The organism is Pseudonocardia oroxyli, assembly GCF_900102195.1.
Taxonomy (GTDB): Bacteria; Actinomycetota; Actinomycetes; order Mycobacteriales; family Pseudonocardiaceae; genus Pseudonocardia; species Pseudonocardia oroxyli.
Window position 1 is genome coordinate 103026 of sequence record NZ_FNBE01000016.1, and the last position, 24496, is coordinate 127521.

The following is a 24496-nucleotide window of genomic DNA, read 5'->3' on the forward strand; positions in this document are numbered from 1 at the left end:
GTGTTCTCCACCCTGCGCAGCCAGACCGGTGTCGGTCTGCGCCTGCTCCTCGTGTTCACCGTGGTCTGCGGGATCGTGTTCCCGCTCGTCGTCTGGGGGGTCTCGCGGATCCCCGGCCTGGCCCACTCCGCCGAGGGCTCGACGATCACCCGTGACGGGGCCGTCGTCGGCTCGTCGGTGGTCGCGGTCGATCCCGTCCCCGCCGACCCGGCCGCGGACCCCTACTTCCACACCCGGCCCTCGGCCTCGGCGCAGGACGTGCTGGGTCCGGCGGACCCCTCCACCTCCGGCGGGTCGAACAAGGCGGCCGACTCCACCGACCTGCTCGACACCGTGGGGCGGCGGCGGGCGCTGATCGCCGCGCGCGAGGGGGTGGCATCCGAGGCCGTCCCCGCGGACGCGGTGGCCGCGAGCGCGTCCGGCCTCGATCCGGACATCAGCCCGGACTACGCTGCGCTGCAGGTGGACCGGGTGGCCCGGGTGACGGGGCTGTCGGTCGCCGAGGTCGAGCAGCTGGTCGGCGGCGCGACGCGGGGTCGGGTGCTCGGGTTCCTCGGGGAACCGACGGTGAACGTGCCCGAGCTGAACCTCGCCGTCGCGGACGCACAGGGACGGTGACGGATGACCGGGTCCTCGCACAGTGAGGGCGACCCCGCGGCGGAGCGCGGCGGCTCCGCGGAGGGCGAGCTGCGCATCCACGTCGGCGCCGCACCCGGCGTGGGCAAGACCTACGCCATGCTGTGCGAGGCCCGGCGCCGTCTCGACCGCGGCACGGACGTCGTCGTCGGGGTCGTCGAGACCCACGGCCGGGAGAAGACCGCCGCCCTGCTCGAGGGGCTCGAGATCCTCCCGCGCCGGGAGACCCCCGTCGGCGGGGAGCTCGACGTGCAGGCCGTGCTCGACCGGCACCCCGAGGTGGTGTTGATCGACGAGCTCGCCCACACGAACGCGCCGGGCTCGCGGCACGCGAAGCGGTGGGAGGATGTGGCGCAGATCCTCGCCGCCGGGATCGACGTCCTGGCCACGGTGAACGTGCAGCACCTGGAGTCGCTCAACGACGTCGTCGAGCGGATCACCGGGGTGCGCCAGCGCGAGACCGTCCCCGACGAGTTCGTGCGCAGCGCCGAGCAGATCGAGCTCGTGGACATCACCCCCGAGGCGCTGCGGCGCAGGCTCGCCCACGGCAACGTCTACGGCGCCGAGAAGATCGACGCCGCCCTGGCCAACTACTTCCAGGTCGGCAACCTCATCGCGCTGCGCGAGCTGGCGCTGCTCTGGGTCGCCGACGAGGTCGACGTCGCCATGCGCCGGTACCGCGCCGAGAAGCGCATCTCCGAGACCTGGGAGACCCGTGAGCGGGTCGTCGTCGCGCTCACCGGCGGCCGCGAGTCCGAGACCGTGCTCCGGCGCGCCACCCGCATCGCCAAGCGCGCAGGCCAGGCGGACCTGCTCGCCGTGCACGTTTTGCGCGGCGACGGGCTCGCCGGTGCCCCGGTCGGCGCCACCACCGCCCTGCGAAAGCTGGCGGACGATGTCGGCGCCACCTTCCACACCGTCGTCGGAGACGGCGGGGCGGGCGGGGTGACCGAGGCGCTGCTGGAGTTCGCCCGCGGCGCCAACGCCACCCAGCTCGTGCTCGGCACCTCGCGCCGCTCCCGGCTGGCCCGGCTGTTCGACGCCGGCATCGGTGCCCGCGTGGTGCAGGACTCGGGGACGATCGACGTCCACATGGTCACCCACGCCGCCGCCGGGTCGGCGGGCCTGCGGCTGCCGCCGCGCGTCCGCAGCGCCGTCCCGATGAACCGGCGCCTCCTGGGCTGGGTGCTGGCCGTGCTCGGGCCGGCCGTCGCGACCGCCGTGGGCGCCTCGCTCTACGAGGTGGTCGGTCTCTCCACGGACGTGGTGCTGTTCTTCCTGGCCACGGTGCTCGCCGCGCTCGTCGGGGGGCTGGGCCCGGCGGTGGTGGCGGCGCTGCTGGGCGGGCTGCTGCTCAACTTCTTCCTCACCCCGCCGCTGTACTCGTTCACCATCGGGCAGCCCGAGAACGTGGTCACCGTGGCCGCGATGGTGGTGGTCGCCGTGCTCGTCGCCCTGGTGGTGGACCGCGCGGCGCGCCGTGGCGAGCAGGCCGCCCGGGCGCAGACCGAGGCCGCCTTGCTGGCCTCGTTCGCCCGCACCGTCCTGACCGGGGCCGACCCGCTGCCCCGGCTGCTGGAGAAGGTCCGCGAGGCCTTCATCCTCCGTTGCGTCGCGCTGCTCGAGGAACAGCCGGACGGCAGCTGGAGCCGGGTCGCGGTGTCCGGGCCGCCGGACTGCGGGCGCCCCGAGGACGCGGACGTCGACGTCGAGGTGGAGGACGGGCTGCACCTGGTCGGCACCGGCCGGAACCTGCCCGCCCACGACCGGCGCCTGCTGGAGACCGTCGGCGGCCAGGCCCTGCTCGCGCTGCGCGGCCAGCGGGCGGTCGAGGAGGCCGAGCAGGCGCGCCGCCGGGCGGAGGCGAACGAGACCCGCGGGGCGCTGCTGTCCGCGGTGGGGCACGACCTGCGCACCCCGCTGACGTCCATCAAGGCGTCCGTCGGCAGCCTGCGCGACCCGCTGCTGCGGCTGTCCGGGAGAGACCGGGCCGAGCTGTTGGAGACGGTCGAGGAGTCCACCGACCGGCTGAGCGGGCTGGTGGACAACCTGCTCGACTCCTCCCGCCTGGCCGCGGGCGCGGTGCAACCGCTGTCGGAGCGGGTCGGGTACGACGAGATCGCCGCCCGGGCGCTCATCGGGCTGCCCGAGGCCGAGCGGGTGGGGCTGGAGATCCCGGACGACATCCCGGACGTGCTGGCGGACATCGGGCTGCTCGAACGGGTCGTGGCGAACCTGGTGGACAACGCTCTGCGCCACGGCCGCGGCGCGCCCGTCGTGCTCCGGGCGAGCGCGCACGAGGGCCGCGTCGAGCTGCGCGTCGTCGACTCCGGGCCGGGCGTGCCCCCCAAGCAGCGGGAGAAGCTCTTCGCGCCCTTCCAACGGCTGGGGGACCGCCGCACCTCGGGGATCGGGCTGGGGCTGTCGGTGGCCCGGGGGTTGACCGAGGTCATGGGCGGCACGCTCGCCGCCGAGGACACCCCCGGGGGTGGGCTGACCACGGTCGTCTCGCTGCCCGCCGCCGTCGCGTCCGCCCCGCGGGCCACCGCCGAGGCGGCGTCGTGAGCGTGGCCGAGCGGGCCGGTGCGCGGGCCGCCGAGACGGGCGCGGTGCGCGTGCTCGTCGTCGACGACGACCCGCAGATCCTGCGCGCGTTGCGGATCAACCTGTCCGCCCACGGCTATCACGTGACCACCGCCCGGGACGGCCGCTCGGCGCTGACGTCGGTGGGTGACGTGCACCCCGACCTCGTCGTCCTCGACCTCGGCCTGCCCGACCTGGACGGGACCGAGGTCATCACCGGGCTGCGGGCCTGGACCCGGGTGCCGATCGTCGTGCTGTCCGCCCGCGCCGACTCCGTCGACAAGGTCACCGCGCTCGACGCGGGCGCGGACGACTACGTCACCAAGCCCTTCGGCATGGCCGAGCTGCTGGCCCGGCTGCGGGCCGCGGTGCGCCGCTCCGCCACCGCGACCGGCGGCGGGGACAGCCTCGTGGAGTTCGCGGACGTCGAGGTCGACCTCGCCCGCAAGCGGGTCCGCCGGGCCGGGGCGGACGTGCACCTCACCCCGACCGAGTGGGAGATGCTCGAGCTGTTGGTGCAGCACCGCGGCAGGCTGGTCTCCCAGCGCGACCTGCTGCGCCACGTCTGGGGACCCCGCCGCGAGGACCGCACCAACTACCTGCGCGTCTACCTGGCCCAGCTGCGCCGCAAGCTCGAACCCGACCCCTCCCGGCCGCGCCACCTCATCACCGAACCGGGCATGGGATACCGCTTCGAGTCCACACCGGACTCCATGCGGGACGCGCTGCGCGAGACCTGAGCACCCCGTAGCCCGGTGATGCGGCTGCCGGCGCCGCGGTGAGGGTCGACCACACCGGGGAAGGCGGTTGGGTCCGGCGGGCGCACCGGACCACCCACCTTTCGACCCGGTGGGCGGAGGCGGGCGGGGCCGCCGCCGGCCAATCTGGGTGGCGTCCGTGATCGAGAATCCCCGACAGAGCAGGACGGTGCCATGACCATCAAGTCCGAGTCCGTGTCCCTGGAGGACGCCCGGCGGATCATCGCCGCGGGCGAGGCCGAGGCCGCCTCGATCGGGCAGCCCAGCAACATCGCCGTCGTCGACGCGGGTGGGAACCTCGTCGCGCACGTCCGGATGGACGGTGCGTGGCTCGGGAGCGTCGACATCTCCATCAACAAGGCCTTCACGTCCCGGGCCTTCGACATCACCACCGCCGACCTGGCCGAGGCCGCCGCGCCCGGTGCCCAGTTCTTCGGGATCAGCGGCTCCAACGGCGGCCGCGTCATGATCTTCGCAGGCGGCGTCCCGCTGCGGGTCGACGGCCGGGTCGTCGGCGCCGTCGGCGTCAGCGGGGGCAGCGGCGCACAGGACCAGCAGGTGGCCGACGCCGCCGCGGCGGGCTTCTGAGGGGCGGCCTCACCTTCACCGGTCCCGGGGAGGGGGTTTAACCGTCCGTGGTCGCGGTACCACGGGTGATGGGTACCGAGAAGCACGGCGAGCCGAACGTGAGCGATCCCCGGGAGCAGCAGGAGCTGAGCCCCTCCGACCTCCCCGACGACGACCACGACGACACGGACACCGCGGAGCAGGCGCCGTGCGGGCGACGGGGGGATGGGCCGCAGGACGGCGAGGGCGGTTGAGACCCGCTCAGGCGAAGACGGGGCCGCGCAGGGTCTGTCCGGGGGAGCGGCCGAACCGCGTGCCGTAGGCCGTCAGGAAGGCCTGCGGCCGGAACCCCCACGACCTCGCGACCGCGCTCACCGTCGTCTCCTCGGGCAGGCCGGACTCCAGGTCGCGGTGGGCCCGCCCGAGCCGGACCCGACCGACGTCGTGCCCGGGGCGGCTCTCCCGGTGCCGCAGCCAGCACCCTTCGAGGGCCCGGATGCTCAGCCCGGCGTACGCGGCGAGGCCTGCCAGGGTCAGTGGCAGCTCCGCCCGGTCCTCGATGTAGTCGACGCAGCGGCGCACGGTCCGGGGACCCCACGTCGGGACGCGCTCGTCCAGCGCGTCGCGGTGCGCGTGGTCGGCGGCGAGCAGCAACCGGATCAGCAGGGTGTCCTGGAGCGGATCGGCGCTCACCGGGTTCGCGAGCGCCGCGGCGGTGTCGGCGGTGCCGTCGGCGACCAGCCGCGCCGTGCCCGCCCACGACCCGCCGGCCGCGGCGCCGACGGGCATCGTGGTCGCCGGCCGGAACGGGTGGGGCACGGTCCGGCCGAGCAGCGCCTCCAGCATGCCCTCCAGGGCGGCCGAGGAGACGTCGAACAGCAGCAGGTCGAAGCGGTCGCCGGTCAGCAGCGTGGTCTCCTCCCACGGGGAGAGGACCGCCGCGACGCCGGGCCCCAGCTCCAGCTGCTCGCCGCGATGGCCCGCCTGCAGCGGCGCCCGCACCGGGACCCCGATCCGATACGTCGGCCCGTCCGGCAGCCGCAGCTGGACCCCCTCGGTGCCGGCCATCTCCTCGACGGTCAGGGGGCCACGGGCGACCCGGTGGCTGTGGAAGGCGAACGGTGCCGTCGGGGCGTGGTCGAGGTGCACGCTCGGCGGGAGCAGGTCGTCCACCCGGCCGATGTCCGTCACGTGGACGTCGGCGAACCGGGGAGCGGTCATCAGTACACCTGCCGGAAGAGCGCCGTGACGCGGTCCCAGAGCTCCGTACCGGGGTTGACGACCTCGGGGTCGGCGATGCGCAGGGCCCGGGCGAAGGCGATCCCCAGGCCGCCGAACAGCTCGGGCAGCACCGCCTCGGTGTCCTCGGAGAAGGTCACGTCCGCCGGGGGCCGCCGCACGACCTGGGCCAGGACGGCGCGGACGTCGGGCGCCTCCTCCAGCTTGTCGAACTCCCGCATCCGCTCCTGGAGCCCCTTCGTGAGGGGGAGGTCCATCGGGGCGATGACGTCCCGGCCGTTCGCCCGGGCGCAGTTGCGGCCGGCGACGGCGATGTCGTCGACCATCTCGTCGACGAACTCGCGGAACCGCCGCACGTCGTTCTTGTCCACCTTGAGCTGCGCGACCGAGCGGAAGAACCGCTCGAACACCGGAACACTCGACGGACCGGCCATGCCCGTACCCCCTGTTCGTCCACGTGCGCCGACGGGCCACCACCGTGGCAAAGCCGCGTCGGCTCCGATTCGGTCCCGCAGACGCAACCTCGGTGCGGGACCTCGGCCCGACAGGGCGACCGGGCCCGGGCCGCCTCGGTGACGGTGTCGGTGTCAGAGCAGCGCCAGGACCTCGTCGGTGGTGCCCGTCTCGCCGAGGCGCGGGAAGATCCGCTCCACCGCGTGTCGGTGCGTCTCCTCGTCGCGGTCCGCCATCGCGTCGACCACCGTGGTCACGTGGTAGCCGTGCTCGTGGGCGGCCCGCGCTGTGGACTCCACCCCGGCGCTCGTGGCGACGCCGGTGAGCACGATCTGGGTGATCCCCCGCCTGCGCAGCTGGAGGTCCAGGTCGGTGCCGTGGAAGGCGCCCCAGTTCCGCTTGGTCACCACGATGTCGGCGGGGTCGCCCGCGAGCTCGGGCACGATCTCGTCCCAGCCCGGCGGCGGGGTGCCCATCCGGCTCGGGTGCTCGGTGCGGCCGGGTGTGGCGTCGGACCCGTCGGCACGCAGGGTCACCCGTACCAGCACGACGGGCCGGGACGCCGCGCGGAAGGCTTCGGCGAGCCGGACCGTGCGGGCCACGACGTCCGTCGGGTGGTGCGGTCGGACGGGGAGGCCGACGATGCCCTTCTGGAGGTCGATCACGACGAGCGCGCTGGTCGGGTCGAGGGTGGTCACGGTCATCGATGGTCCTTTCGAAGGACCGACCGCAGGGAGCGGTCGGTGAGGGTGACGGCGAGGAAGGCCACCGCCACCACGAGCAGGAAGAGGGCGAGGCGGTGCAGCCCCGTGGTGTCCGCGCGGTCGGCCAGGAAGACACCGTTGCCCACCGACGCCACGATGGCGCCGAGGTAGCCGAAGGTCCGGAGCAGACCGGCCGACGCGCCGATCCGTTCGGGATCGGCCTGGTGGTAGAGCGCGTTCTGGTTGGCCAGGCTGACGAGGCCCTGCGGGATCCCGACCAGGATCGCCAGCCCGACGACCACCCACAGCGGGGTCCCGTCGCCGAAGAACAGCAGGGCGGCGCAGGCGAGCACCTGCGCGACGGCGCCGACGACGAGCTTGCCCCGGACCGCGGCCCGCCGCCCGGTCAGTGCCGCGACCACGACGGCGGTCACCGACATCGGGAGCAGCATCAGCCCGGCCACGGACGCCGACAGCCCCCGGCCGTCCTCCAGCCACTGCGTGAAGCCGTAGAGGAACGCGTACGAGACGACGTAGGTGAGCAGGGTGCGGCCGTAGGTCGCCAGCAGCGGCCGGTTCCCACCGAACACGCGCAGGTCGAGGAACGGGTCCGACGCGGTCAGCTCCTGCCACGCGAATCCGGCGCCCGCGGCGACGGCCACCGGCAGCAGCCACCCCCGGGCGGGGTCCGTCAGGAACAGGAGCAGCGCCACGAGCGTCGTCGCGAACAGCGCGATGCCCGCGTGGTCCAGGCGCGGCGCGGGAGCCGTGCGCGGGGTGCGCGGCAGCCGCAGGGCACCGAGGCCGAACGTGGCGGCCGCGAGCGGCACGTTCACCGCGAACACGGCCCGCCAGCCCCCTGCGCCGATCAGCAGCCCGCCGAGGGTGGGACCCACGACCGCGATCGTCTGGGTGGCGACCGAGAGCAGGGTCAGGATCCCGGCCGGGCTGTCCCGGCCGGTGCGGGTGGCCTCGCTGCGGATCAGGTACATCGCGGCCGGATAGCCCGCGCAGGTCCCGAACCCCAGCAGCACCCGGGCGAGCACGAGCACCCAGAGCTGCGGGGACAGCGCGCCGAGGACGCCGCCCGCGCCGACGAGCGCGGACCCGGCCAGGAAGAGCCGCCGCGGGCCGAACGTGTCCACCAGGCGTCCGACGACCGGCTGGCCGATCGCCGTGGCCAGGTAGAGCCCCGACACCAGCCAGGCCGTGTCGGCGGGCGGCGCGCCGAAGGCGATCCCGATGGGCACCAGCGCCACCGCGACCATCGACGAGTTGATCGGGTTGAGCACCGCGCCGAGCATCATCGGCGGGACGAGCCTGCGGTCGAAGGCGTTCTCCCGGGCGGGCGCCGTCACCGCTCCACCAGTCGCTCCAGCAGTGCGGCCGCGTCGATCAGGGTCTGCCGCTCGGCCTCGGTGAAGTCCTCGTGCAGCCGCCGCGCGAGCCACTCCCGGCGGGTCTCCCGGTCCCCGGCCGCGCGTTCGCGACCCTCCGCGGACAGCGTGATCAGCTGCCTGCGGCCGTCCTCGGGATCGGGGCGGCGCTCGATCAGCCCCTGTGCGTCCAGCGCGGCGAGGATCGTGGCCATCGACTGGGGCCGGACCCCCTCCGCGGCGGCGAGCACACTCGCCGTCGAGTCGCCGTCCTTGGCGAGCCGGACGAACACCGCCGTCTGCGACGGGGTGAGCCCGCCCCCGGTGTCGACCTCGCGCAGCCGTCGCCGAAGCCTGCCGAACACGGTGCGGACGTCTTGCGAGGCGCGCAGGGCCGAGGGGGCGAGGTCGTTCACGCCCCCAGGATAGACAGTTTTAACTGAACAGTTGTGACTGTTGAATCACAGAGGCCCCCGAGCGCGACCGTCGCCGGGGCCGGTCGCGGCGGCTACCGTCGTCGCCGGACGGGAGGACGCATGGCGGAACGGCTGCGGCGTCGCCCCACGCTCGCGGACGTGGCGCGGTTGGCGGGGGTGGACCTACCGCCGACCCCCGGGCGGCGACGACAGGCGACGACGGGGAGCGTCGTCAGACCGCGGTGTACCCGCCGTCGACGGGAACGGCCGCTCCGGTCATGAACGACGCGCCGGGGGAGAGCAGGAACTCGATGACGGCGGCGAACTCGTCCGGGTCCCGCGGCGCGGGACACCGGTGCGGCGACGCGGCCCGCGATCCCGCTGCGCACGGCGGGGTCCAACCCGCCGTAGGCCGCGCTGGTCGCCGCCAGGTTGGTGTCCACCCGCCCGGGCAGACGCAGTTCGTCCGGATCCCGCGGTCGGCGTACTCGGCGGCCACCCCCCGGGTCAGACCGCGGACTGCACCGCCGCCGCGTCGGACACGTCGCAGGCCAGCGGGACCATGTGCGGCGAAATCTCGGCGACCTCGTCGTGGCCGCGGACGTCGAGGACCGCGACGGCCGCGCCCGCCGTGGCGAGTCGGACGGCGGTGGCCCGCCCGATGCCGCTGCCGCCGCTGGTGACGACGACGCGCAGCCCCTCCGGGCCGGTCACGCCTTCTGGTCGGCGGGGGTGTGCACGTCGGAGGACAGGTCGGACCTCGACGTCTCCCGCATCGTGGCCACCACGAGCAGCCCGACGATCGCCGCGAACACCAGGTACCAGGAGGGGGAGAGGCTGTTGCCGGTCGCGGCGACGAGCGAGGTCGCGATGACCGAGACCAGGCCGGATCCGATCACGCCGCCGATGTTGAAGCCCAGGGAGACGCCGGTGTAGCGCACCCGGGTCGGGAACAGCTCGGAGTACTGGGTGTAGACCACGCCCTGCTGGATGCCGAACGGGATGTTCAGCACGAGCGCCGCGAGGATGGCCAGCGGCAGCGAGCCCTGCTGCATCACCCAGAAGCACGGGACGCCCAGGATGAGGAAGCCGACCAGGCCCGCGGCCAGGACCCGTCGTCGTCCGAAGCGGTCGCTGAGCGAGCCCGCCCATGGGATCAGCCCCAGAGGCATCAGCACGATGAGCACGATCAGCCACAGCGCGCCGGACAGCGAGTACCCGAGCACCGCCGAGAGGTGCACTAGCAGGTACACCGACGACAGACCGCCGGTGGTCATGGTCGCGTAGGCGATGCCCACCACCCGCGCGGTGGCGGCCTTGTGCTCGCGGACGACCTCGGAGATCGGTGCCTTGGTGGGCTCGGAGTGCTCGACCAGCTCCTGGAACAGGGGCGAGTCCTCGACCCGCATGCGGTACAGCACGGCGCCGACGAGCAGCGGGCCGGCGATGAGGAACGGGACGCGCCAACCCCAGCTCGCCATCTGTTCGGGCGAGGTGAGGCTCGTCAGGGTCCCGACGACGGCCGCCGCGCCCGCGAGGCCCAGCGAGATCCCGACCGAGGTGGCGGACCCGAACAGCCCGCGACGCTTCGACGGGGCGGACTCCGTGGACAGGGAGGCGGCGCCACCGATCTCCCCGCCCGCGGAGAAGCCCTGCAGGATGCGCAGGAGGGTCAGCAGGATCGGGGCGAACACGCCGATCGTGGCGTACGTGGGGAGCAGGCCGGTGAGGACGGTCGCGATGCCCATGACCGTGACCGTGGCCATCAGGACCGCCCGGCGGCCCTTCCGGTCGCCGAGCCGACCGAAGAACAGGCCGCCCAGCGGCCGGGCCAGGAACCCGCTGGCGACGACGGCGAGGGTGCTGAGCACCCCGATGAGGCCGTCCTGGCTGGGGAAGAACAGCGGGGCCAGGACGACGGCGAGGTAGCCGTAGACGGCGAAGTCGTAGTACTCGATGGCGGTTCCGACGGCCGCGGCGAGACTGGCCCGACGGCCGATCCGGGTCGCGTCTTCCGGTGTCTGCGTCATGGGCGCTCCTTCGCGCTGGCACTGCGGTCCGGCACCGACCGTGCGGGACGGACCCAATCTAGAGATGAACTGATCTCAGTTCAAGACTTGGTGGCGGGTGGGACGAGCACGGCCCGCCCGGTGATCCGTCCCCGACGGAGGTCGTCGAACACCGACGGCGCCTCGTCGAGGCCGAACTCGGTGACCCGGGTGCGGAGACCGCCGGTGCGGGCGAGGTCCACGAGCGCGACCAGCTCCGGGCGGGTGCCCCAGAACGGGAGGCGGACCCGCGCCCCCGACGGGAGGGGGCCGGGCTTGGACAGGGGCAGGGCGCCACCACCGCTGCCCACGATCACCAGGTCGCCCGCCGGGCGCAGGACCGAGGCGGCGAGCTCCTCGGTGGCCTGGGCGCCCACGCAGTCGATCACGAGGTCGGCGCCCCGACCCTTCGACATCGTGGCGACGGCGTCGGCGGCGTCCTCCGGTGCGACCGCCGCCGTCGCTCCGCACTCGCGGGCCAGCGCGACGGCCTCCGGGCGGCTGTCCACGCCGATCACCTGGGCCTCGGTGAGTCGGCGGAGGATGCCGACGGCGAGGTGCCCGAGCCCGCCGACGCCGATCACCACGGCGAGGGCGTCGGGACGGTCGAGCCGGTCGAGGCTGCCCGACACGGCGTGGAACGAGGTGAGGCCCGCGTCGGTCAGCGCGGCGGCGAACGCGGGATCGAGGCGCTCGGCGGAGACGAGGCGCCAGGCGTCGACGACCACCTCGTCGGCCATGCCGCCGTCGATGCCGAGGCCGACCCCCGCGGCGGGCAGGGTGCGGCGGTGGTCGCAGTAGTTCGCCGCGCCGTCCCGGCAGCGCGCGCAGTCGCCGCAGCCGTACGGCGCGTAGACGACGACCTGCCGTCCGAGCAGGGCCGGATCCACGCCGGGCCCGGTCTCGACGACCCGCCCACACACCTCGTGGCCGAGGGTGAACGGGAGCTCCCAGGCCACCGGGGCGTCCACCACGTGCAGGTCCGAGTGGCACACCCCCGCCGCCAGCACGGCCAGCCGGACCTGGCCGGTCCCGGGCGCCCGGACCGGGATCTCGACGAGCTCGGCCCCGGCGGCCGTCCTCCGCATCGCGCGCATCGTCGGCTCGGTCATCGGGCCGACCAGCCGCCGTCGACGAAGACCTCGGAGCCGGTGGTGTACCCCGAGTCGTCGCAGGCCAGGAACGCGACCGCGGCCGCGACCTCCTCCGGCCGTCCCAGTCGGCCCATCGGGGTGTTCGCCACCATCTCCGCGTGCCGCTCGGTGCCCCCGAAGCGCTCGAGGAGCGGGGCGGTCCCGATGAAGGCGGGGACCACGGCGTTCACCCGCACGCCGCGGGTGGCCCAGTGGAGCGCGGCGTTGAGGGTCATGGAGTGGACGGCGCCCTTGGCCGCGGCGTAGGAGAAGCTGCTCGCGAGCCCACCCGTGGCGCCGAGGATCGACCCGACGTTGACCACGGCGCCGCCGCCGCTGCGCTCGATCAGCGGCCCGGCGTGCTTCATCCCGAGCCAGGTGCCGAGCTGGTCGACCGCCACCACCTGGTCCCAGCGTTCGCGGGGCTCGTCCTCGACGGTCCCGAGGCTGCCGATCCCCGCGTTGTTGACCAGCACGTGCAGGCCGCCCCACTCGCGTTCGACGGTCGCGACGGCGGCGGCCCAGTCCGCCTCGTCCGCCACGTCGAGCGGGAGGGCGAGGGTCTCGCCGTCCAGGTCCTTGGCGAGCCGCGCGCACGCGTCGGCGTCGGTGTCGGTGAGGGCGACGGACGCCCCCTCGGCCACGAGCCGGGTGACGATCGCGGTGCCGAGCCCGCCGGTCGCCCCGGTGAGCAGTGCTCGTCGTCCCGCGAACCGTGCCACCACGCTGTCTCCTTCGACCATGACCCCGAACTGAGATCGATTCATGATATTGCCCGTGCAGCGAGCCTGTCCACGGACCACCGGAGTCGATCACAGCCCGGTCGGGGAGGCGGCGAGGAGGCGCATCTGTTCTGTTCAGACGCCGAATGGACGCTTGTGGTGTGTGCCACCACACTCTATCGTTCCCGCCGAATCAAACTGAAGTCATCTCAGTTTGCCGTCTCTGCAAAGGAGTAGGGATGACCATACGACGGAAGGGTGCGCTCGCGATCCTCGCCGCGGCGCTGACCCTCGCGGTCGCCGCGTGCGGTGGCGGAGCGCAGTCCGCCGCGGGCGGCGACGGGTCCGGCCCGATCACGATCGGTGCGTGGATCCCGCTGTCCGGCGCGCAGGCCGCCTCCGGGGTGCCCCAGATGGAGGGGGCGAAGGCCTACTTCAGCTGGCTCAACGACAACGGCGGGATCAACGGCCGCCAGGTCAACTGGATCGTCAAGGACAACGCCTACGACCCGCAGCAGACGGTGCAGGCCGCCCGCGCACTCGTCGGGCAGGACGGGGTCGTGGCGATCGTCAACGCCAACGGCGTCGCGCCCTCCGAGGCGGCGTTCCCGTTCGTCCTCGACCAGTCGAAGATCCCGATCGTCGACCACTACGGCGGCGTCGCCACCTGGTACGACCCGCCCCGGCCCCTGCTCTTCGGGACCCAGACCCTCTACGAGGACCAGGCCGCGGCCATGGCGCAGTGGGCCGTCGAGTCCGGGGCGCGCAAGCTCGTCGTGGTGCACGACGACCCGAAGGCGTTCGCGGACGTCGCGGCGCAGATCGGCCCGGCGGCGGCCCGTACCGACGCCGCGGCCACGACCACCGCGGTGCCCGTCAAGCTCGGGACCACCGACTTCGCGCCGGCCGTCAGCCAGGTCAAGGCGCTGGGCGGGGACGCCGTGATGCTGATCCTCCCCGCGCCGGAGGCGGCCGCCTACCTCAAGGCGGCGCAGCTCCAGGGTGTCACCCTGCCCGCGTACGGATACGCGCCCCTGGCGTCGAACACGGTCGTGACGCTGGCCGGACCGGCGGCCGAGAACTTCCGCGCGGTGTCGCTCGTGCGGGCACCCAGCGACCCCAGCCCTGCGATGGCGCAGTTCCGCGAGGTCATGGCGAAGTACGCATCGGGTCAGCCCGCGGACTACTCCACGCTGCTGGGCTACGCGAATGCGGCGGTCTTCGCCGAGGTCGCGAAGACGATCCAGGGCCCGGTGACCGCCGAGTCGATCGCGGAGGCCTATCGCAACGCGACGGCCGTGGAGACGGGCGTCGCCCCGACGATGTCGTTCTCCGCGGACCGGCACGTGGGCACCCGTGACGTGCAGCGGGTGACCGTCCAGGGCGGGCAGTGGACGGCCGTCGGCGACTTCGTCAGCGCCCCGGACCGGAGCTGACGTCGGTGGACGCCGACGAGCTCCTGGCCACGACGAGGGCGGTGCGACGCAGACTCGACCCGTCCCGCGAGGTCCCGATCGAGCTGGTGCGCGAGTGCGTCGAGCTCGCGTTGCAGGCCCCGGCGGGGTCCAACGTCGCCCGGACCCGGTTCGTGGTGATCCGCGACCCCGCAGTGCGCACCGCCCTGGCGGAGATCTACTCCGACATCTACACGAACTCGTACGTGGAGTCGGCGGGATACATCGGCCGGGTGGCGACGGCGGACGCCGCGTCCGCCGAGGTCCAACGGCGGACGGGGCGCTCCGCGGACGCCCTGGAGCGGGCCCTGCACGAGGTCGGCACCCTCGTCCTCGCCTGTCTGGACGGGGCCCGGCTCGACGGGGTGCCCGCCTTCGCGAGCGCGTCACTGCTCGGTGGGGTGCTGCCTGCGACGTGGAGCTTCATGCTCGCGGCTCGCGCCCGCGGACTCGGGACCTGCTGGACGACGATGCACCTCGCCCGTGAGCGTGAGGTGGCGGAGCTGCTCGGCATCCCGTTCGAGACGGTGCAACAGGTCTGTCTCACACCGCTGGCCTTCACGAGGGGCACGGACTTCCGGCCCGCCGCGCGTCCCGCGGTCGAGGAGGTCGTCCACTGGGACCGGTGGGACCCCGACCTCGCGCGCCCCCCGGCCGTCGCCGGCCTGATCACCGAGCCGGCCTGAGAGGGGCATTCCGATGGATCATCTGTTCCTCGTCGTGGTGAGTGGCATCGCCAGTGGTGCCGTGTACGGGCTGCTCGGACTGGGCCTGGTGATCATCTACCGGGCGACCGACGTCGTGAACTTCGCGCTGGCGAGCATGGCCACGCTGGCCGTGTACGTGGCGCTGACGGTGGTGAACCGCGGCCTGGGGGTGTGGGCCGGTCTGCTGGCGGCGGTGCTCGTCGCCGTCGTCGTCGGGCTGATCGTGCGTGAGGTGCTGCTCCGCCCGCTGGGCACGGGCCGCCTGTTCGCGGCGCTGGTGATGACCATGGGCGTCTCGCTGGTCGTCGAGGCGACGGTCGCCGACGTCTGGGGTACCGAGCCCCGGGCCTTCCCCCCGCTGGTGGAGGGGCGCGTGACGATCGGCTCCGCGGCGCTCGCCACCCAGGACCTCGTGGTGATCGGGGTGTCCGCCGTCGCGATGCTGGCGGTGGGCTGGTTGTTCACCCGCACCACCCTCGGCTCGGCCATGCGCGCCGCGGCGGAGTCCGCCACGACCGCGCAGATCATCGGCGTGCCCGCGCAGAAGGTGGCGCGGATCGCCTGGGCGCTCGGGCTCGGACTCGCCGCGCTCGCGTCGGTGCTCTACGTCCCCAAGGTCGGGCTGGCGCCGATGGTGCTCTCGGCGCCGCTGTTCCGCGCCTTCGCCGGGATCTTCCTCGGCGGCCTCACGAGCATGCACGGCGCCGTGATCGGGGGCGTCACGATCGGCGTCCTCGAGAACCTGGCCGCGTCCTACGTGTCGGCCAACTTCCGCGACACGTTCGTGTTCGTGCTCACCGTGCTGATCCTGCTGTTGCGGCCGCAGGGACTCTTCGGCACCCGCAGCTTCGAAAGGGTGTGAACGCCGTGCTGTGGTCGTGGCGGCTCGCGGTGCGGGCGCTGCTCGCTCCGCTGGCCGCGGTCCTGCTCGTGGTGGCCATCGAGGGGGGTGCGCTGCCCGCCTACCAGGCCTACTCGGTCGCGTTGGCCGCAACCTACACCGTCCTGGTGCTCAGCGTCGGCCTGCTCGCGGGCTGGGCGGGGATCTGGTCGGTCGGGCACCCGGCCCTGTTCGCCATCGGGGCCTACACCGTGGCCTTCGGGTCGTCGCACGGCTGGGCGCTGGAGCCGACCGTCCTGGTCGCCATGGTGCTCGCGGGCGGTTGTGGTGCGTTCCTCGGCTTCGCGGGCGCCCGGTTCTCCGTGCTCTACATCGCCCTGCTCACGCTGGCGTTCAGTCTCGTCGCGCTCGAGGTGATCAACCGCTGGGTCGACGTCACCGGCGGGGACCAGGGCGCAGCCGTCGGCGAGCTGCCCAGCCTCTTCGGGGGCACGCTGGCCGGCGGCGGCGCCGACGCCGTCGTCGCGGCGATCCTGACCGCGGGCGTCGTCGTCGGGATCGCGGTGCTCGCCCGGTCGACGAGCCTGCGGATGCGCATGGTCGCGGCGAAGTCGCACCCGGTCGTGGCCCGCTCGGTGGGCGTGGCCCCGGAGGCCCAGAGCGCCTTGGCGTTCGGGGTCAGCGGGGCCGCGACCGGGCTGGCGGGCGTGCTGCTCGGGCTGATCACCGGGTTCGTCAGCCCCGAGACGTTCTCCCTGACGCTGGGCATCAACAGCGTCGCGGCCGCGGTGCTCGGCGGGGTCGGGGCCGTCGCGGGCGGTGTGTTCGGCGGGGTGTTCCTCGCCTTCGCACCCACCCTCGCGGGCCTGCTCGGCATCGACCAGCTCATCCTCCAGGGAGCGCTGCTGATCCTCACCCTGCTGCTGCTCCCCACCGGGGTCGTCCCGTCGCTCGGCGCCCTGCTGCGGACGCTCGTCCGCCGCATCCGGCCCCCGTCCGAGGCGGTCCCGGAGCCGCCCCCGGCCACGGCGGACCCGCCTGCGGTCGGCAGTCACACCGCCGAGCTCGAGGTCCGCGACCTCGGGGTCGCCTTCGGCGGCCTGCAGGCCCTGGACGGGGTGTCGCTGACGGTGCGACCCGGTGAGGTCGTGGCGATCATCGGCCCCAACGGCGCGGGCAAGACCACCCTGGTCAACGCCCTGTGCGGCCTGCTCTCGGGCGGTCGGACGACCGGCTCGGCCACGTTCGCGGGCGCCGACCTGTTCCGGGTCCGCGCGACCCGACGGCGCAGGCTCGGGATCGGCCGCACGTTCCAGCACGCGGAGGTCTTCGGCGAGCTGACCGTGGCCGAGAACCTGCTGTGCACCAGCCGGTGGGTCACCGCCGACCGGCGTCGCGCGGTCGAGGCGCTCCTGGCGCAGGTGGGGCTCGCGGGTCTCGGTGACCGCCATCCCGACCAGCTGCCGTTCGGGCCGCAGAAGCGGCTCGACCTCGCCCGCGCGCGGGCCGAGAACGCCCGGCTGCTGATCATGGACGAGCCCTTCGGCGGCCTCGACTCCGCCGAGCGGGGGCTGCTGGCCGCGCAGATCGGACGGGTGCGCGCGGCAGGCACCTCGGTGGTCATCATCGACCACGTCCTCGAGGACCTGTTCGCGGTCGCCGACCGGGTCGTCGCCTTCGACTTCGGCCGCCCGATCGGCGAGGGCACCCCCGACCAGGTCATGGCCGACGAGCAGGTGCGCCGGTCCTACCTGGGGGTGACGACGGCGGAGCGTCTGCGTCCGCTCGTCCGTGCGGGAGCCGAACCGGTCCTGAGCCTGACGGGCGTGACCCACCGCTACGGCGGGGTCACGGCCCTCGACGGCATCGACCTGGTGGTGCGCGGCGGGGCGGTCCTCGCCGTCGTCGGGGCGAACGGGGCGGGGAAGAGCACCCTGGGCCAGATCCTGCACGGGTCGCTCACCCCGACCGCGGGGGAACGCACCGTGCCGGAACCGGTGCGGAGCAGCCTGGTCCCGGAGGGCCGGGCGCTGTTCCGGAGCCTGTCGGTCCGCGAGAACCTGGAGGTCGCGGGCTACGCGGCCGGGGTCAAGGGCCGCGAGCTCCGCAGCCGGATCGACGACGCGGCCGAGTGGCTGCCCGAACGCGTGCGAACGCGGTTGGGGCTGCCCGCCGCCGCGCTGTCCGGAGGGGAGCAGCAGCTGCTGGCCGTGGCGCGGGCGTTGATCGCCGACCCGCGGCTGGTGGTGGTGGACGAACCCGCGCTCGGCCTGGCTCCCGCGCTGGTGGACGAGGTCTACGGCCGCATCGCCGGGCTGGCCGAGGACGGCGTGACCGTCGTCGTGCTGGAGCAGCTGCTCACCCGCGCGCTCACGGTCGCCCACGAGGTCGTCGTCCTGCACGAGGGCGTGATCGGCGCGACCGGCTCGCCCGAGGACCCGAGCTTCGCCGTGCGGGCCGAACGGGCCTACTTCGGCGCGAGTTCCACGGAGCACCCGGTTCGGCCTTGACATCGGTGCCACCGGGACCGAGTATCTGAGATGAATTCAGTTCAAGTTGGAGGACCAATGGCAGTCGAAGACGACATCCAGCTCGAGCGCGACGGTCACGTCGCCCGGATCTGGTTCAACCGGCCGCACAAGCGCAACTGCATCACGGTGCCGATGCTGCACAAGCTCGACGAGTACATCACCGAGATCGAGGCCGACCCGGAGCTGCGGGTCGTGGTGGTGCGGGGGCGCGGGAACACCTTCTCCTCGGGCTTCGACCTGGACAGCCTGCAGGCGGACTTCATCGGGTCCAGCACCGCGATGGACGTCGCCGTCGTCTCGGCGAAGGTCTGCGACCGCTTCTACAACATGAGCAAGCCGTCGGTGGCGGTGCTCGAGGGGTACGTCACCGCGGGCGGCTTCGAGGTCATGATCTCGTGCGACTTCGCGATCGCGGACGACAGCGCCCAGATCGGGGACTTCCACATCCGCCGCGCGCTGTTCGGCGGCGCGGGCCCGATCTACCGCCTGCCGCGCATGATCGGCATCCGCAAGACCAAGGAGCTGATGCTGACCGGCAAGCTGCTCTCCGGTGCGCAGGCGGCCGACTTCGACCTGATCAACCTCAGCGCACCCGCCGCCGAGCTCGACGCGACGGTGGAGGAGTTCATCAGCCACCTGACCGACAAGAGCCCGTTCCAGATGAAGCTGACCAAGATGGCGGTCGACCGCGGGCTCGACGCGGACATCGCCTCGCTGATGGTCCTGGAGCACCTGGCGGTCGGGGTCACCCTCAACTCGGACGACGCCGCCGAGGGGGTCGCGGCCTTCCTGGAGAAGCGCGACCCGAAGTGGACGGGTCGCTGACCCTGCCCATCACCGGGGTCGGGGATCCGGACACGGACCCCCGACCCGCCGTGGGCGCATCCGGCTCGAGTCGCTGAAGGAGTGACATGACCAGGTCGACGTCGACCACCGAGGCCGTGCAGGACGCCGATCCCGCGCTCGCGGCGCGCGTCCGCACCGCGCTCGCGGTGCCGGACGCGGGACCGCTGACCGTCCTCGAGGGCGGTCGGTCGGGGCTCACGTACGCGCTGCGGTCGGCCTCGGACGGGGTCGTGGTGAAGGCGGTGCCGCCGGGTCGCCGGGCCGTCGGACGCAACGACGTCCTCCACCAGGCCACCGCGCTCGCGGCGCTCGCCGGTCGCGGTGTCCCGCTGCCGGGGGTGCGGGCCCGCGACGAGGCCGAGCCCGCATGGTTCGCGATGGACCTGGTGGCCGGAGAGGCCGTGGAGCCGGTGCTCGACGTCTCGGCGCCGATCACCGCCGAGCTGGCCCGGACCCGGATGCTGGCCGCGGCGCGCGTGCTCGGTGCCCTGCACGCGGTGTCGCTCGACGACCTGGCCCGGGCGGTCTCCGGGACCGGGGCCGAGCTGCCCGCGGTGGCGGCACCGACCGAGGAGCTGGAGCGCTGGTCCCGCACGATGCAGGCGGTCCCGGACGACCTCCGGCCCGGGTCGGCGGAGCTGCTCGCCCGGCTCGCCGCGGAGGTCCCTGCCGCCGTGGCCCCCACCGTGGTCCACGGTGACTTCCGGCTGGGCAACCTGCTGTTCGTGGGCGAGGCCCCGTCCGCACTGGTCGACTGGGAGATCTGGGGACTCGGCGACCCGCGCGTGGACCTGGCCTGGTTCGGGGTGTTCACCGACGGTGCGCTGTTCCCCGGTTCCGGGCGGGTCGTCCCCGGCCTGCCGACCGAGGACGAGCTCGGCGCCGAGTACCGCGCCGCCCGCGGCACGGACGGGGGCACGCGGCAGGACGAGGTGTGGTTCCGGGCGTTCGGCCGGATGAAGATGGCCGCGATCATGGGACACAACCTGGTGCGCCACCGCACCGGGAAGCACCACGACCCGGTGCAGGAGACCCTGCCCCCGGCGATCGCGGCGATGATCCGGGACGCGAGCAGGCTGCTGGGGGAGGGCCAGTGAGCGAGCCGACAGCACAGCGCGAGCGTGCGAGCGAATCGACGACACGGCGCGTCCGGACGCCCGCCGAGATCTTCGACCTGACCGGACGGACCGCTCTCGTCACGGGGGCCTCGTCCGGCCTGGGGGCGCGGTTCGCGCAGACCCTCGCCGCGGCGGGGGCCACCGTGTGGGCCGCCGCGCGGCGCAAGGAGCGGCTCGAGGCCCTGGCCGCGGGCGAGCCCCGCATTCGCCCGGTGGCCGGGGATGTCTCGTCCGAGGCCGACCGCGTGGCGCTCATGGAGCGGATCGTCGCGGAGACCGGCCCGCTGGACGTCCTGGTGAACAACGCGGGCGTCGGCAGCGGCGCCAAGCCGCTGCACGAGGAGTCGGCCGCGTTCGCCCAGGTGCTCGAGACCAACCTGACCGGTCCCTTCCACCTGGCGCAGCTGGCCGCGCGGGCCGCGGACGGTCGGGAGCTGTCGATCGTCAACGTCAGCTCCATCGTCGGCGTCGTCGCCACGGCACCGCGGGGCGGTGCGAGCTATGCGGCGGGCAAGGCCGGCCTCATCGGCCTGACCCGCCAGCTCGCCGGGCACTGGGGCACTCGCGGGGTGCGGGCGAACGCGTTGGCCCCGGGCTGGTTCCGCACCGAGATGAACGACGCGATGTTCGACGACCCCGCCTCGGTGAAGTGGATCGAGCGCAACACCATGGTCCGCCGGGCGGGCACGCCTGCCGAGCTGGACGGGGCGCTGCTGTTCCTCGCGTCGTCCGCCTCGACGTACTGCACCGGCCAGGTCCTCGCGATCGACGGCGGGTGGACGGCGCGATGAGGGTGGACGAGAAGGAGCTGGCCGACTACGCGGACACCGCGCGCAAGTGGCTGGCCGAGAACCTGCCGCCACGGGGCGATGCCGCGGGCCGCTCCGTGGCGGTGTTCCACGACCTGCCCTTCGACGAGGAGCGGGCGCTGCTGGAGCGGATCCAGGAGTGGTTGCGGGTCAAGTTCGACGCCGGGTACGGAGCGATCTCGTGGCCCGTCGAGCAGGGCGGCGCGGGGCTGTCCGCCCTGCACGAGGAGGCGTTCGCCGAGGTGGAGCGCCAGTTCGCCCATCCCGGCCAGCACGAGCTCACGTCGGTGTCGACCGAGCTGATCGCGCCGACGGTGCAGCTGTTCGGCACCGACGCCCAGAAGGAACGGCTGGTGCGGCCGCTGCTGCGCGGGGAGGCGCTGGCGTGTCAGCTGTTCTCCGAGCCGTCGGCGGGCTCGGACCTGGCCGGGCTCTCGACCCGGGCGGCGCGAGACGGCGACTCCTGGGTCGTCACCGGGCAGAAGGTCTGGAGCTCGGGTGCGCAGTTCGCCGGGTGGGGCGAGCTCATCGCCCGCACCGACCCGGACGTGCCGAAGCACAAGGGGCTCACGGCGTTCCTGCTGCCGATGGACACCCCCGGGGTGGACGTGCGGCCGCTGCGGCAGATGTCGGGTGGCTCGTCGTTCTGCGAGGTGTTCCTCGACGAGGTCCGGATCCCGGACTCGCTGCGCCTCGGCGAGGTCGGCGGCGGATGGGGGGTCACGCTGGCCACGCTCGGGTTCGAGCGCGGCAGCTCCGGGGCGAACGTCGACCTGGGCGGTGGCTTCACCCAGCTCGTGGCGGACGCGCGCGCACTCGGCCGGACGGGGGACGCCGAGGTGCGTCGCGCGCTGGCGGACGTGTGGGTCGCGGAGAGGATCGCCGCCCTGTCGACGCAACGGGACCGCGAGACCCGCCTGGCGGGCGGCGAACCGGGACCGATCGGCTCGCTGCGCAAGCTGGCCTGGGCCACGAGGCTCAAGCTGGTGTCCGACGCGGCGGCGACCGTGCTGGGCCCCCGCCTGGTCGCCGACGCGGCCGACGGCACCTACCGCTGGACCGAGCACTACCTGGGCGCGCCGGGCTACCGGATCGCGGGCGGGTCGGACGAGGTGCAGCGCACGATCATCGCGGAGCGCCTGTTGGGGCTACCGCCCGAGCCCCGCGCGGACCGCGGTGTGGCGTGGAAGGACATCCCGAGATGAGTATCGAGCAGGCCGTGGCCGCCGCGCGCGCCACGGAGCAACCCCTCGCGGGCCGGACCGCCCTGGTGACCGGCGGCTCGCGCGGGCTGGGCCGGGAGATCGCGATCGGCTTCGCCGCCGCGGGCGCGGACGTGGCCGTGGTGTCGCGCAAGAAGGACGCCTGCGAGGCACTGGCCGAGGAGCTGGCCGCCGCGACGGGTCGCCGGGTCACCGCGCACGCCGCGCACGTCGGGGACTGGGACCGGCTGGGCACCCTCCTCGACGAGGTCGAGGAGGCTCTCGGCCCGGTGGACGTACTGGTCAACAACGCGGGGATCGCGCCCACGTACCCGAGCCTCGACGAGGTGTCGGAGGAGCTGTTCGACAAGGTCTTCGCGGTGAACGTGAAGGGCCCGTTCCGGCTGCTCGCCGCGGCGGGGAGGCGCATGGCGGCCCGCGGGGGAGGGGCGATGCTGAACATCTCCTCGATGGGCTCGCAGCGCCCCACCGCGGGCGACCTGCCCTACACGGCGGCGAAGTCGGCGTTGAACACCCTGACCGCCGGGTTCGCCCAGGAGTACGGGCCGTCGGTGCGGGTGAACTCGATCCTCGCCGGGCCGTTCGCCACGGACATCAGCAGGTCCTGGGACCCGGCCGCGGTCGAGCGGATGGCGCGGGACTGGCCGTCGAAGCGGGTGGGGGAGCCGTCGGAGATCGTCGGCGCCGCGCTCTACCTCTGCGGCCCGCACGCCGGCTACACGACCGGCGCCCTGCTCGCCGTCGACGGCGGACGGCTGGCCGCGCCGTGATCGCCGGGAGGACGACGGTCGACGACGCGCTGTTCGTCGAGACCCCCGAGGGACCCGCGCTGCGGGGCAGCCGCTGCGCGGGCTGCGGCGCCCACACCTTCCCCGTGCAGGACGGCTGCCCGCGGTGCACCGGATCGTCCATGGTGGACGTGACGCTCGCGCGGACCGGGACCCTCTGGTCCTGGACCTCGCAGGGCTTCACCCCCAAGGCGCCCTACACGGGCACCGCCGCCTACGAGCCCTACGCCGTGGCGTACGTCGAGCTGCCCGGGCAGCTGATCGTGGAGACCCGGCTCGTCGAGACGGACCCGGAGAAGCTCGAGATCGGAATGCCCATGGAGCTGGTGTTGACCCCCTTCCGGGACGACGGGTCCGGGGAACCCGTGCACACGTTCGCCTTCGTGGGGGTGTCGTCATGAGCGAGGTCGCGATCGTCGGGATCGGCATGCACCGGTTCGGCCGCACCGAGGGGGTGTCCGGCCGGGCGCAGGCGGTCCACGCCGCCCGCGCCGCGCTGGCCGACGCGGGCCTGCGGTTCTCGGACATGCGGTTCGGCTTCGGCGGGTCGCACTCCGCGGGGGACGCGGACACGCTGGTCTCCGAGCTGGGGCTGACCGGCCTGCCGTTCATCAACGTGGCGAACGGCTGCGCCACCGGCGGATCGGCGCTGATCGCGGCGGACGCGGCGATCCGGTCCGGGCAGCACGACGTCGGAATCGTGATCGGGTTCGACAAGCACCCGCGCGGCGCGTTCAACACCGATCCCGCAGTCCATGGCATCGGGCCTTGGTACGGCGAGACCGGCATGATGATCACGACGCAGTTCTTCGGCATGAAGATCCAGCGCTACCTCCACGAGCACGACCTCAAGCCCGGGGCGCTCACCACGATCGCGGAGAAGGCCTTCCGCAACGGCGCCCGCAACCCGATGGCGTGGCGGCGCACGGCGATCCCGGCCGCGGAGATCGAGGCCGCGCCGATGATCAGCCACCCGCTGACCCAGTACATGTACTGCTCGCCCGCCGAGGGCGCCGTCGCGCTGGTGCTGTGCCGCGCGGACAAGGCCCGCGAGTACACCGATCGGCCGGTGTTCCTCCAGGGCGCGGCCTTCCGCAGCAGGCGGTACGGCTCGTTCGAGGTCTTCTCGCCGTGGCTGGCCACGGACCGGGCGGACTCGCCGACCGTCGAGGCGTCCGCGGCGGCGTTCGCCGCGGCGGGGATCGCGCCGTCCGAGGTGGACGTGGCGCAGATCCAGGACACCGAGACCGGCGCGGAGCTGATGCACATGGCCGAGACCGGCCTGTGTGCCCACGGCGAACAGGAGGACCTGATCGCCTCGGGCGCCACCGCGATCGAGGGCCGCCTGCCGGTCAACACCGACGGCGGCTGCATCGCCAACGGCGAGCCCATCGGGGCGTCCGGGCTGCGGCAGGTCTACGAGAACGTGCTGCAGCTGCGCGGGGACGCGGGCGAGCACCAGGTACCGGGGGACCCGCGCGTCGGGTTCACCCACGTCTACGGGGCGCCGGGCATCTCCGCCTGCACGGTCCTGACCCGCTAGG

Annotated in this window: 26 protein-coding genes; 16 read left to right on the forward strand and 10 right to left on the reverse strand. The window is 73.8% G+C overall.

Annotated features, from left to right (window positions below):
- The 5 genes from BLS43_RS22605 (at window position 1) to BLS43_RS31755 (ending at window position 4798) form a co-directional block, all read left to right on the forward strand.
- Window positions 1-618 (forward strand): potassium-transporting ATPase subunit C, encoded by a 618-nt coding sequence (locus BLS43_RS22605; RefSeq protein WP_093088615.1) that lies wholly within the window; start codon window positions 1-3, stop codon window positions 616-618.
- Between the two features lie 3 nt (window positions 619-621).
- The gene (locus BLS43_RS22610) at window positions 622-3201 is read left to right on the forward strand and encodes a DUF4118 domain-containing protein (protein WP_093088616.1); all 2580 of its coding nucleotides are present in this window, start codon (window positions 622-624) and stop codon (window positions 3199-3201) included.
- On the forward strand, window positions 3198-3959 hold the full coding sequence (locus BLS43_RS22615; RefSeq protein ID WP_281245860.1) for a response regulator: 762 nt from the start codon (window positions 3198-3200) through the stop codon (window positions 3957-3959). The genes BLS43_RS22610 and BLS43_RS22615 overlap by 4 nt, the downstream gene beginning before the upstream one ends.
- A gap of 192 nt (window positions 3960-4151) precedes the next feature.
- On the forward strand, window positions 4152-4565 hold the full coding sequence (locus BLS43_RS22620; RefSeq protein WP_093088617.1) for a GlcG/HbpS family heme-binding protein: 414 nt from the start codon (window positions 4152-4154) through the stop codon (window positions 4563-4565).
- A gap of 98 nt (window positions 4566-4663) precedes the next feature.
- A complete protein-coding gene (locus tag BLS43_RS31755; RefSeq protein WP_281245861.1) occupies window positions 4664-4798 on the forward strand; it encodes a hypothetical protein in 135 nt (44 codons plus the stop codon).
- A 7-nt stretch (window positions 4799-4805) separates the two neighbouring features.
- On the opposite strand, the gene BLS43_RS22625 is transcribed toward BLS43_RS31755, so the two are convergent.
- From BLS43_RS22625 to BLS43_RS22665, 10 genes are all read right to left on the reverse strand, one after another.
- Window positions 4806-5765, reverse strand: coding sequence for an AraC family transcriptional regulator (locus tag BLS43_RS22625; RefSeq protein ID WP_093088618.1), 960 nt, complete (start codon window positions 5763-5765; stop codon window positions 4806-4808).
- Window positions 5765-6217 carry a DUF1931 family protein gene (locus BLS43_RS22630; RefSeq protein WP_093088619.1) on the reverse strand — a complete coding sequence of 151 codons (453 nt, stop codon included), beginning with the start codon at window positions 6215-6217 and terminating at the stop codon, window positions 5765-5767. Before BLS43_RS22630 ends, BLS43_RS22625 begins: the two co-directional genes overlap by 1 nt.
- A gap of 153 nt (window positions 6218-6370) precedes the next feature.
- Window positions 6371-6940, reverse strand: coding sequence for an isochorismatase family protein (locus BLS43_RS22635; protein WP_093088620.1), 570 nt, complete (start codon window positions 6938-6940; stop codon window positions 6371-6373).
- On the reverse strand, window positions 6937-8244 hold the full coding sequence (locus BLS43_RS22640) for an MFS transporter (protein WP_218129958.1): 1308 nt from the start codon (window positions 8242-8244) through the stop codon (window positions 6937-6939). Before BLS43_RS22640 ends, BLS43_RS22635 begins: the two co-directional genes overlap by 4 nt.
- 50 nt (window positions 8245-8294) lie before the next feature.
- A complete protein-coding gene (locus BLS43_RS22645; protein ID WP_093088621.1) occupies window positions 8295-8732 on the reverse strand; it encodes a MarR family winged helix-turn-helix transcriptional regulator in 438 nt (145 codons plus the stop codon).
- A gap of 232 nt (window positions 8733-8964) precedes the next feature.
- Window positions 8965-9231: an SDR family oxidoreductase gene (locus BLS43_RS32120; protein ID WP_425438562.1), complete on the reverse strand. Its 267-nt coding sequence runs from the start codon at window positions 9229-9231 to the stop codon at window positions 8965-8967.
- 8 nt (window positions 9232-9239) lie between these two features.
- Window positions 9240-9446, reverse strand: coding sequence for an SDR family NAD(P)-dependent oxidoreductase (locus BLS43_RS31295; protein WP_245707704.1), 207 nt, complete (start codon window positions 9444-9446; stop codon window positions 9240-9242).
- Window positions 9443-10762 carry an MFS transporter gene (locus BLS43_RS22655; RefSeq protein WP_093088622.1) on the reverse strand — a complete coding sequence of 440 codons (1320 nt, stop codon included), beginning with the start codon at window positions 10760-10762 and terminating at the stop codon, window positions 9443-9445. Before BLS43_RS22655 ends, BLS43_RS31295 begins: the two co-directional genes overlap by 4 nt.
- An 80-nt stretch (window positions 10763-10842) precedes the next feature.
- On the reverse strand, window positions 10843-11892 hold the full coding sequence (locus BLS43_RS22660) for an alcohol dehydrogenase catalytic domain-containing protein (protein WP_245707706.1): 1050 nt from the start codon (window positions 11890-11892) through the stop codon (window positions 10843-10845).
- Window positions 11889-12638 carry an SDR family NAD(P)-dependent oxidoreductase gene (locus BLS43_RS22665; RefSeq protein WP_245707708.1) on the reverse strand — a complete coding sequence of 250 codons (750 nt, stop codon included), beginning with the start codon at window positions 12636-12638 and terminating at the stop codon, window positions 11889-11891. The genes BLS43_RS22660 and BLS43_RS22665 overlap by 4 nt, the downstream gene beginning before the upstream one ends.
- 236 nt (window positions 12639-12874) lie before the next feature.
- Between BLS43_RS22665 and BLS43_RS22670 the strand changes: the two genes are divergently transcribed.
- From BLS43_RS22670 to BLS43_RS22720, 11 genes are all read left to right on the forward strand, one after another.
- On the forward strand, window positions 12875-14071 hold the full coding sequence (locus BLS43_RS22670; protein ID WP_093088624.1) for an ABC transporter substrate-binding protein: 1197 nt from the start codon (window positions 12875-12877) through the stop codon (window positions 14069-14071).
- A 5-nt stretch (window positions 14072-14076) separates the two neighbouring features.
- On the forward strand, window positions 14077-14775 hold the full coding sequence (locus tag BLS43_RS22675; RefSeq protein WP_093088625.1) for a nitroreductase family protein: 699 nt from the start codon (window positions 14077-14079) through the stop codon (window positions 14773-14775).
- 13 nt (window positions 14776-14788) lie between these two features.
- Window positions 14789-15658, forward strand: coding sequence for a branched-chain amino acid ABC transporter permease (locus BLS43_RS22680; RefSeq protein WP_093088626.1), 870 nt, complete (start codon window positions 14789-14791; stop codon window positions 15656-15658).
- A 5-nt stretch (window positions 15659-15663) separates the two neighbouring features.
- The gene (locus BLS43_RS22685; RefSeq protein ID WP_093088683.1) at window positions 15664-18147 is read left to right on the forward strand and encodes an ATP-binding cassette domain-containing protein; all 2484 of its coding nucleotides are present in this window, start codon (window positions 15664-15666) and stop codon (window positions 18145-18147) included.
- 57 nt (window positions 18148-18204) lie between these two features.
- Window positions 18205-18993 carry an enoyl-CoA hydratase/isomerase family protein gene (locus BLS43_RS22690; RefSeq protein WP_093088627.1) on the forward strand — a complete coding sequence of 263 codons (789 nt, stop codon included), beginning with the start codon at window positions 18205-18207 and terminating at the stop codon, window positions 18991-18993.
- 86 nt (window positions 18994-19079) lie between these two features.
- Window positions 19080-20111, forward strand: a complete 1032-nt coding sequence (locus BLS43_RS22695) for a phosphotransferase family protein (RefSeq protein ID WP_093088628.1) — start codon at window positions 19080-19082, stop codon at window positions 20109-20111.
- Complete coding sequence (locus BLS43_RS22700; protein ID WP_093088629.1) at window positions 20108-20923, forward strand: SDR family NAD(P)-dependent oxidoreductase; 816 nt, start codon at window positions 20108-20110, stop codon at window positions 20921-20923. The genes BLS43_RS22695 and BLS43_RS22700 overlap by 4 nt, the downstream gene beginning before the upstream one ends.
- The gene (locus BLS43_RS22705; RefSeq protein ID WP_093088684.1) at window positions 20920-22146 is read left to right on the forward strand and encodes an acyl-CoA dehydrogenase family protein; all 1227 of its coding nucleotides are present in this window, start codon (window positions 20920-20922) and stop codon (window positions 22144-22146) included. Before BLS43_RS22700 ends, BLS43_RS22705 begins: the two co-directional genes overlap by 4 nt.
- Complete coding sequence (locus BLS43_RS22710) at window positions 22143-22934, forward strand: SDR family NAD(P)-dependent oxidoreductase (protein WP_093088630.1); 792 nt, start codon at window positions 22143-22145, stop codon at window positions 22932-22934. The genes BLS43_RS22705 and BLS43_RS22710 overlap by 4 nt, the downstream gene beginning before the upstream one ends.
- Window positions 22931-23353, forward strand: a complete 423-nt coding sequence (locus tag BLS43_RS22715; RefSeq protein ID WP_093088631.1) for a Zn-ribbon domain-containing OB-fold protein — start codon at window positions 22931-22933, stop codon at window positions 23351-23353. Before BLS43_RS22710 ends, BLS43_RS22715 begins: the two co-directional genes overlap by 4 nt.
- On the forward strand, window positions 23350-24495 hold the full coding sequence (locus tag BLS43_RS22720) for a thiolase family protein (RefSeq protein WP_093088632.1): 1146 nt from the start codon (window positions 23350-23352) through the stop codon (window positions 24493-24495). Before BLS43_RS22715 ends, BLS43_RS22720 begins: the two co-directional genes overlap by 4 nt.
- Window position 24496 lies beyond the last annotated feature (1 nt).

Coding starts and splice junctions, on each gene's coding strand:
- BLS43_RS22610 (WP_093088616.1), top strand. CDS start 622: ATGACCGGGTCCTCGCACAGTGAGGGCGACCCCGCGGCGGAGCGCGGC.
- BLS43_RS22620 (WP_093088617.1), top strand. CDS start 4,152: ATGACCATCAAGTCCGAGTCCGTGTCCCTGGAGGACGCCCGGCGGATC.
- BLS43_RS22625 (WP_093088618.1), bottom strand. CDS start 5,765: ATGACCGCTCCCCGGTTCGCCGACGTCCACGTGACGGACATCGGCCGG.
- BLS43_RS22630 (WP_093088619.1), bottom strand. CDS start 6,217: ATGGCCGGTCCGTCGAGTGTTCCGGTGTTCGAGCGGTTCTTCCGCTCG.
- BLS43_RS22635 (WP_093088620.1), bottom strand. CDS start 6,940: ATGACCGTGACCACCCTCGACCCGACCAGCGCGCTCGTCGTGATCGAC.
- BLS43_RS22640 (WP_218129958.1), bottom strand. CDS start 8,244: ATGCTCGGCGCGGTGCTCAACCCGATCAACTCGTCGATGGTCGCGGTG.
- BLS43_RS22655 (WP_093088622.1), bottom strand. CDS start 10,762: ATGACGCAGACACCGGAAGACGCGACCCGGATCGGCCGTCGGGCCAGT.
- BLS43_RS22660 (WP_245707706.1), bottom strand. CDS start 11,892: ATGACCGAGCCGACGATGCGCGCGATGCGGAGGACGGCCGCCGGGGCC.
- BLS43_RS22670 (WP_093088624.1), top strand. CDS start 12,875: ATGACCATACGACGGAAGGGTGCGCTCGCGATCCTCGCCGCGGCGCTG.
- BLS43_RS22680 (WP_093088626.1), top strand. CDS start 14,789: ATGGATCATCTGTTCCTCGTCGTGGTGAGTGGCATCGCCAGTGGTGCC.
- BLS43_RS22690 (WP_093088627.1), top strand. CDS start 18,205: ATGGCAGTCGAAGACGACATCCAGCTCGAGCGCGACGGTCACGTCGCC.
- BLS43_RS22695 (WP_093088628.1), top strand. CDS start 19,080: ATGACCAGGTCGACGTCGACCACCGAGGCCGTGCAGGACGCCGATCCC.
- BLS43_RS22705 (WP_093088684.1), top strand. CDS start 20,920: ATGAGGGTGGACGAGAAGGAGCTGGCCGACTACGCGGACACCGCGCGC.
- BLS43_RS22710 (WP_093088630.1), top strand. CDS start 22,143: ATGAGTATCGAGCAGGCCGTGGCCGCCGCGCGCGCCACGGAGCAACCC.
- BLS43_RS22720 (WP_093088632.1), top strand. CDS start 23,350: ATGAGCGAGGTCGCGATCGTCGGGATCGGCATGCACCGGTTCGGCCGC.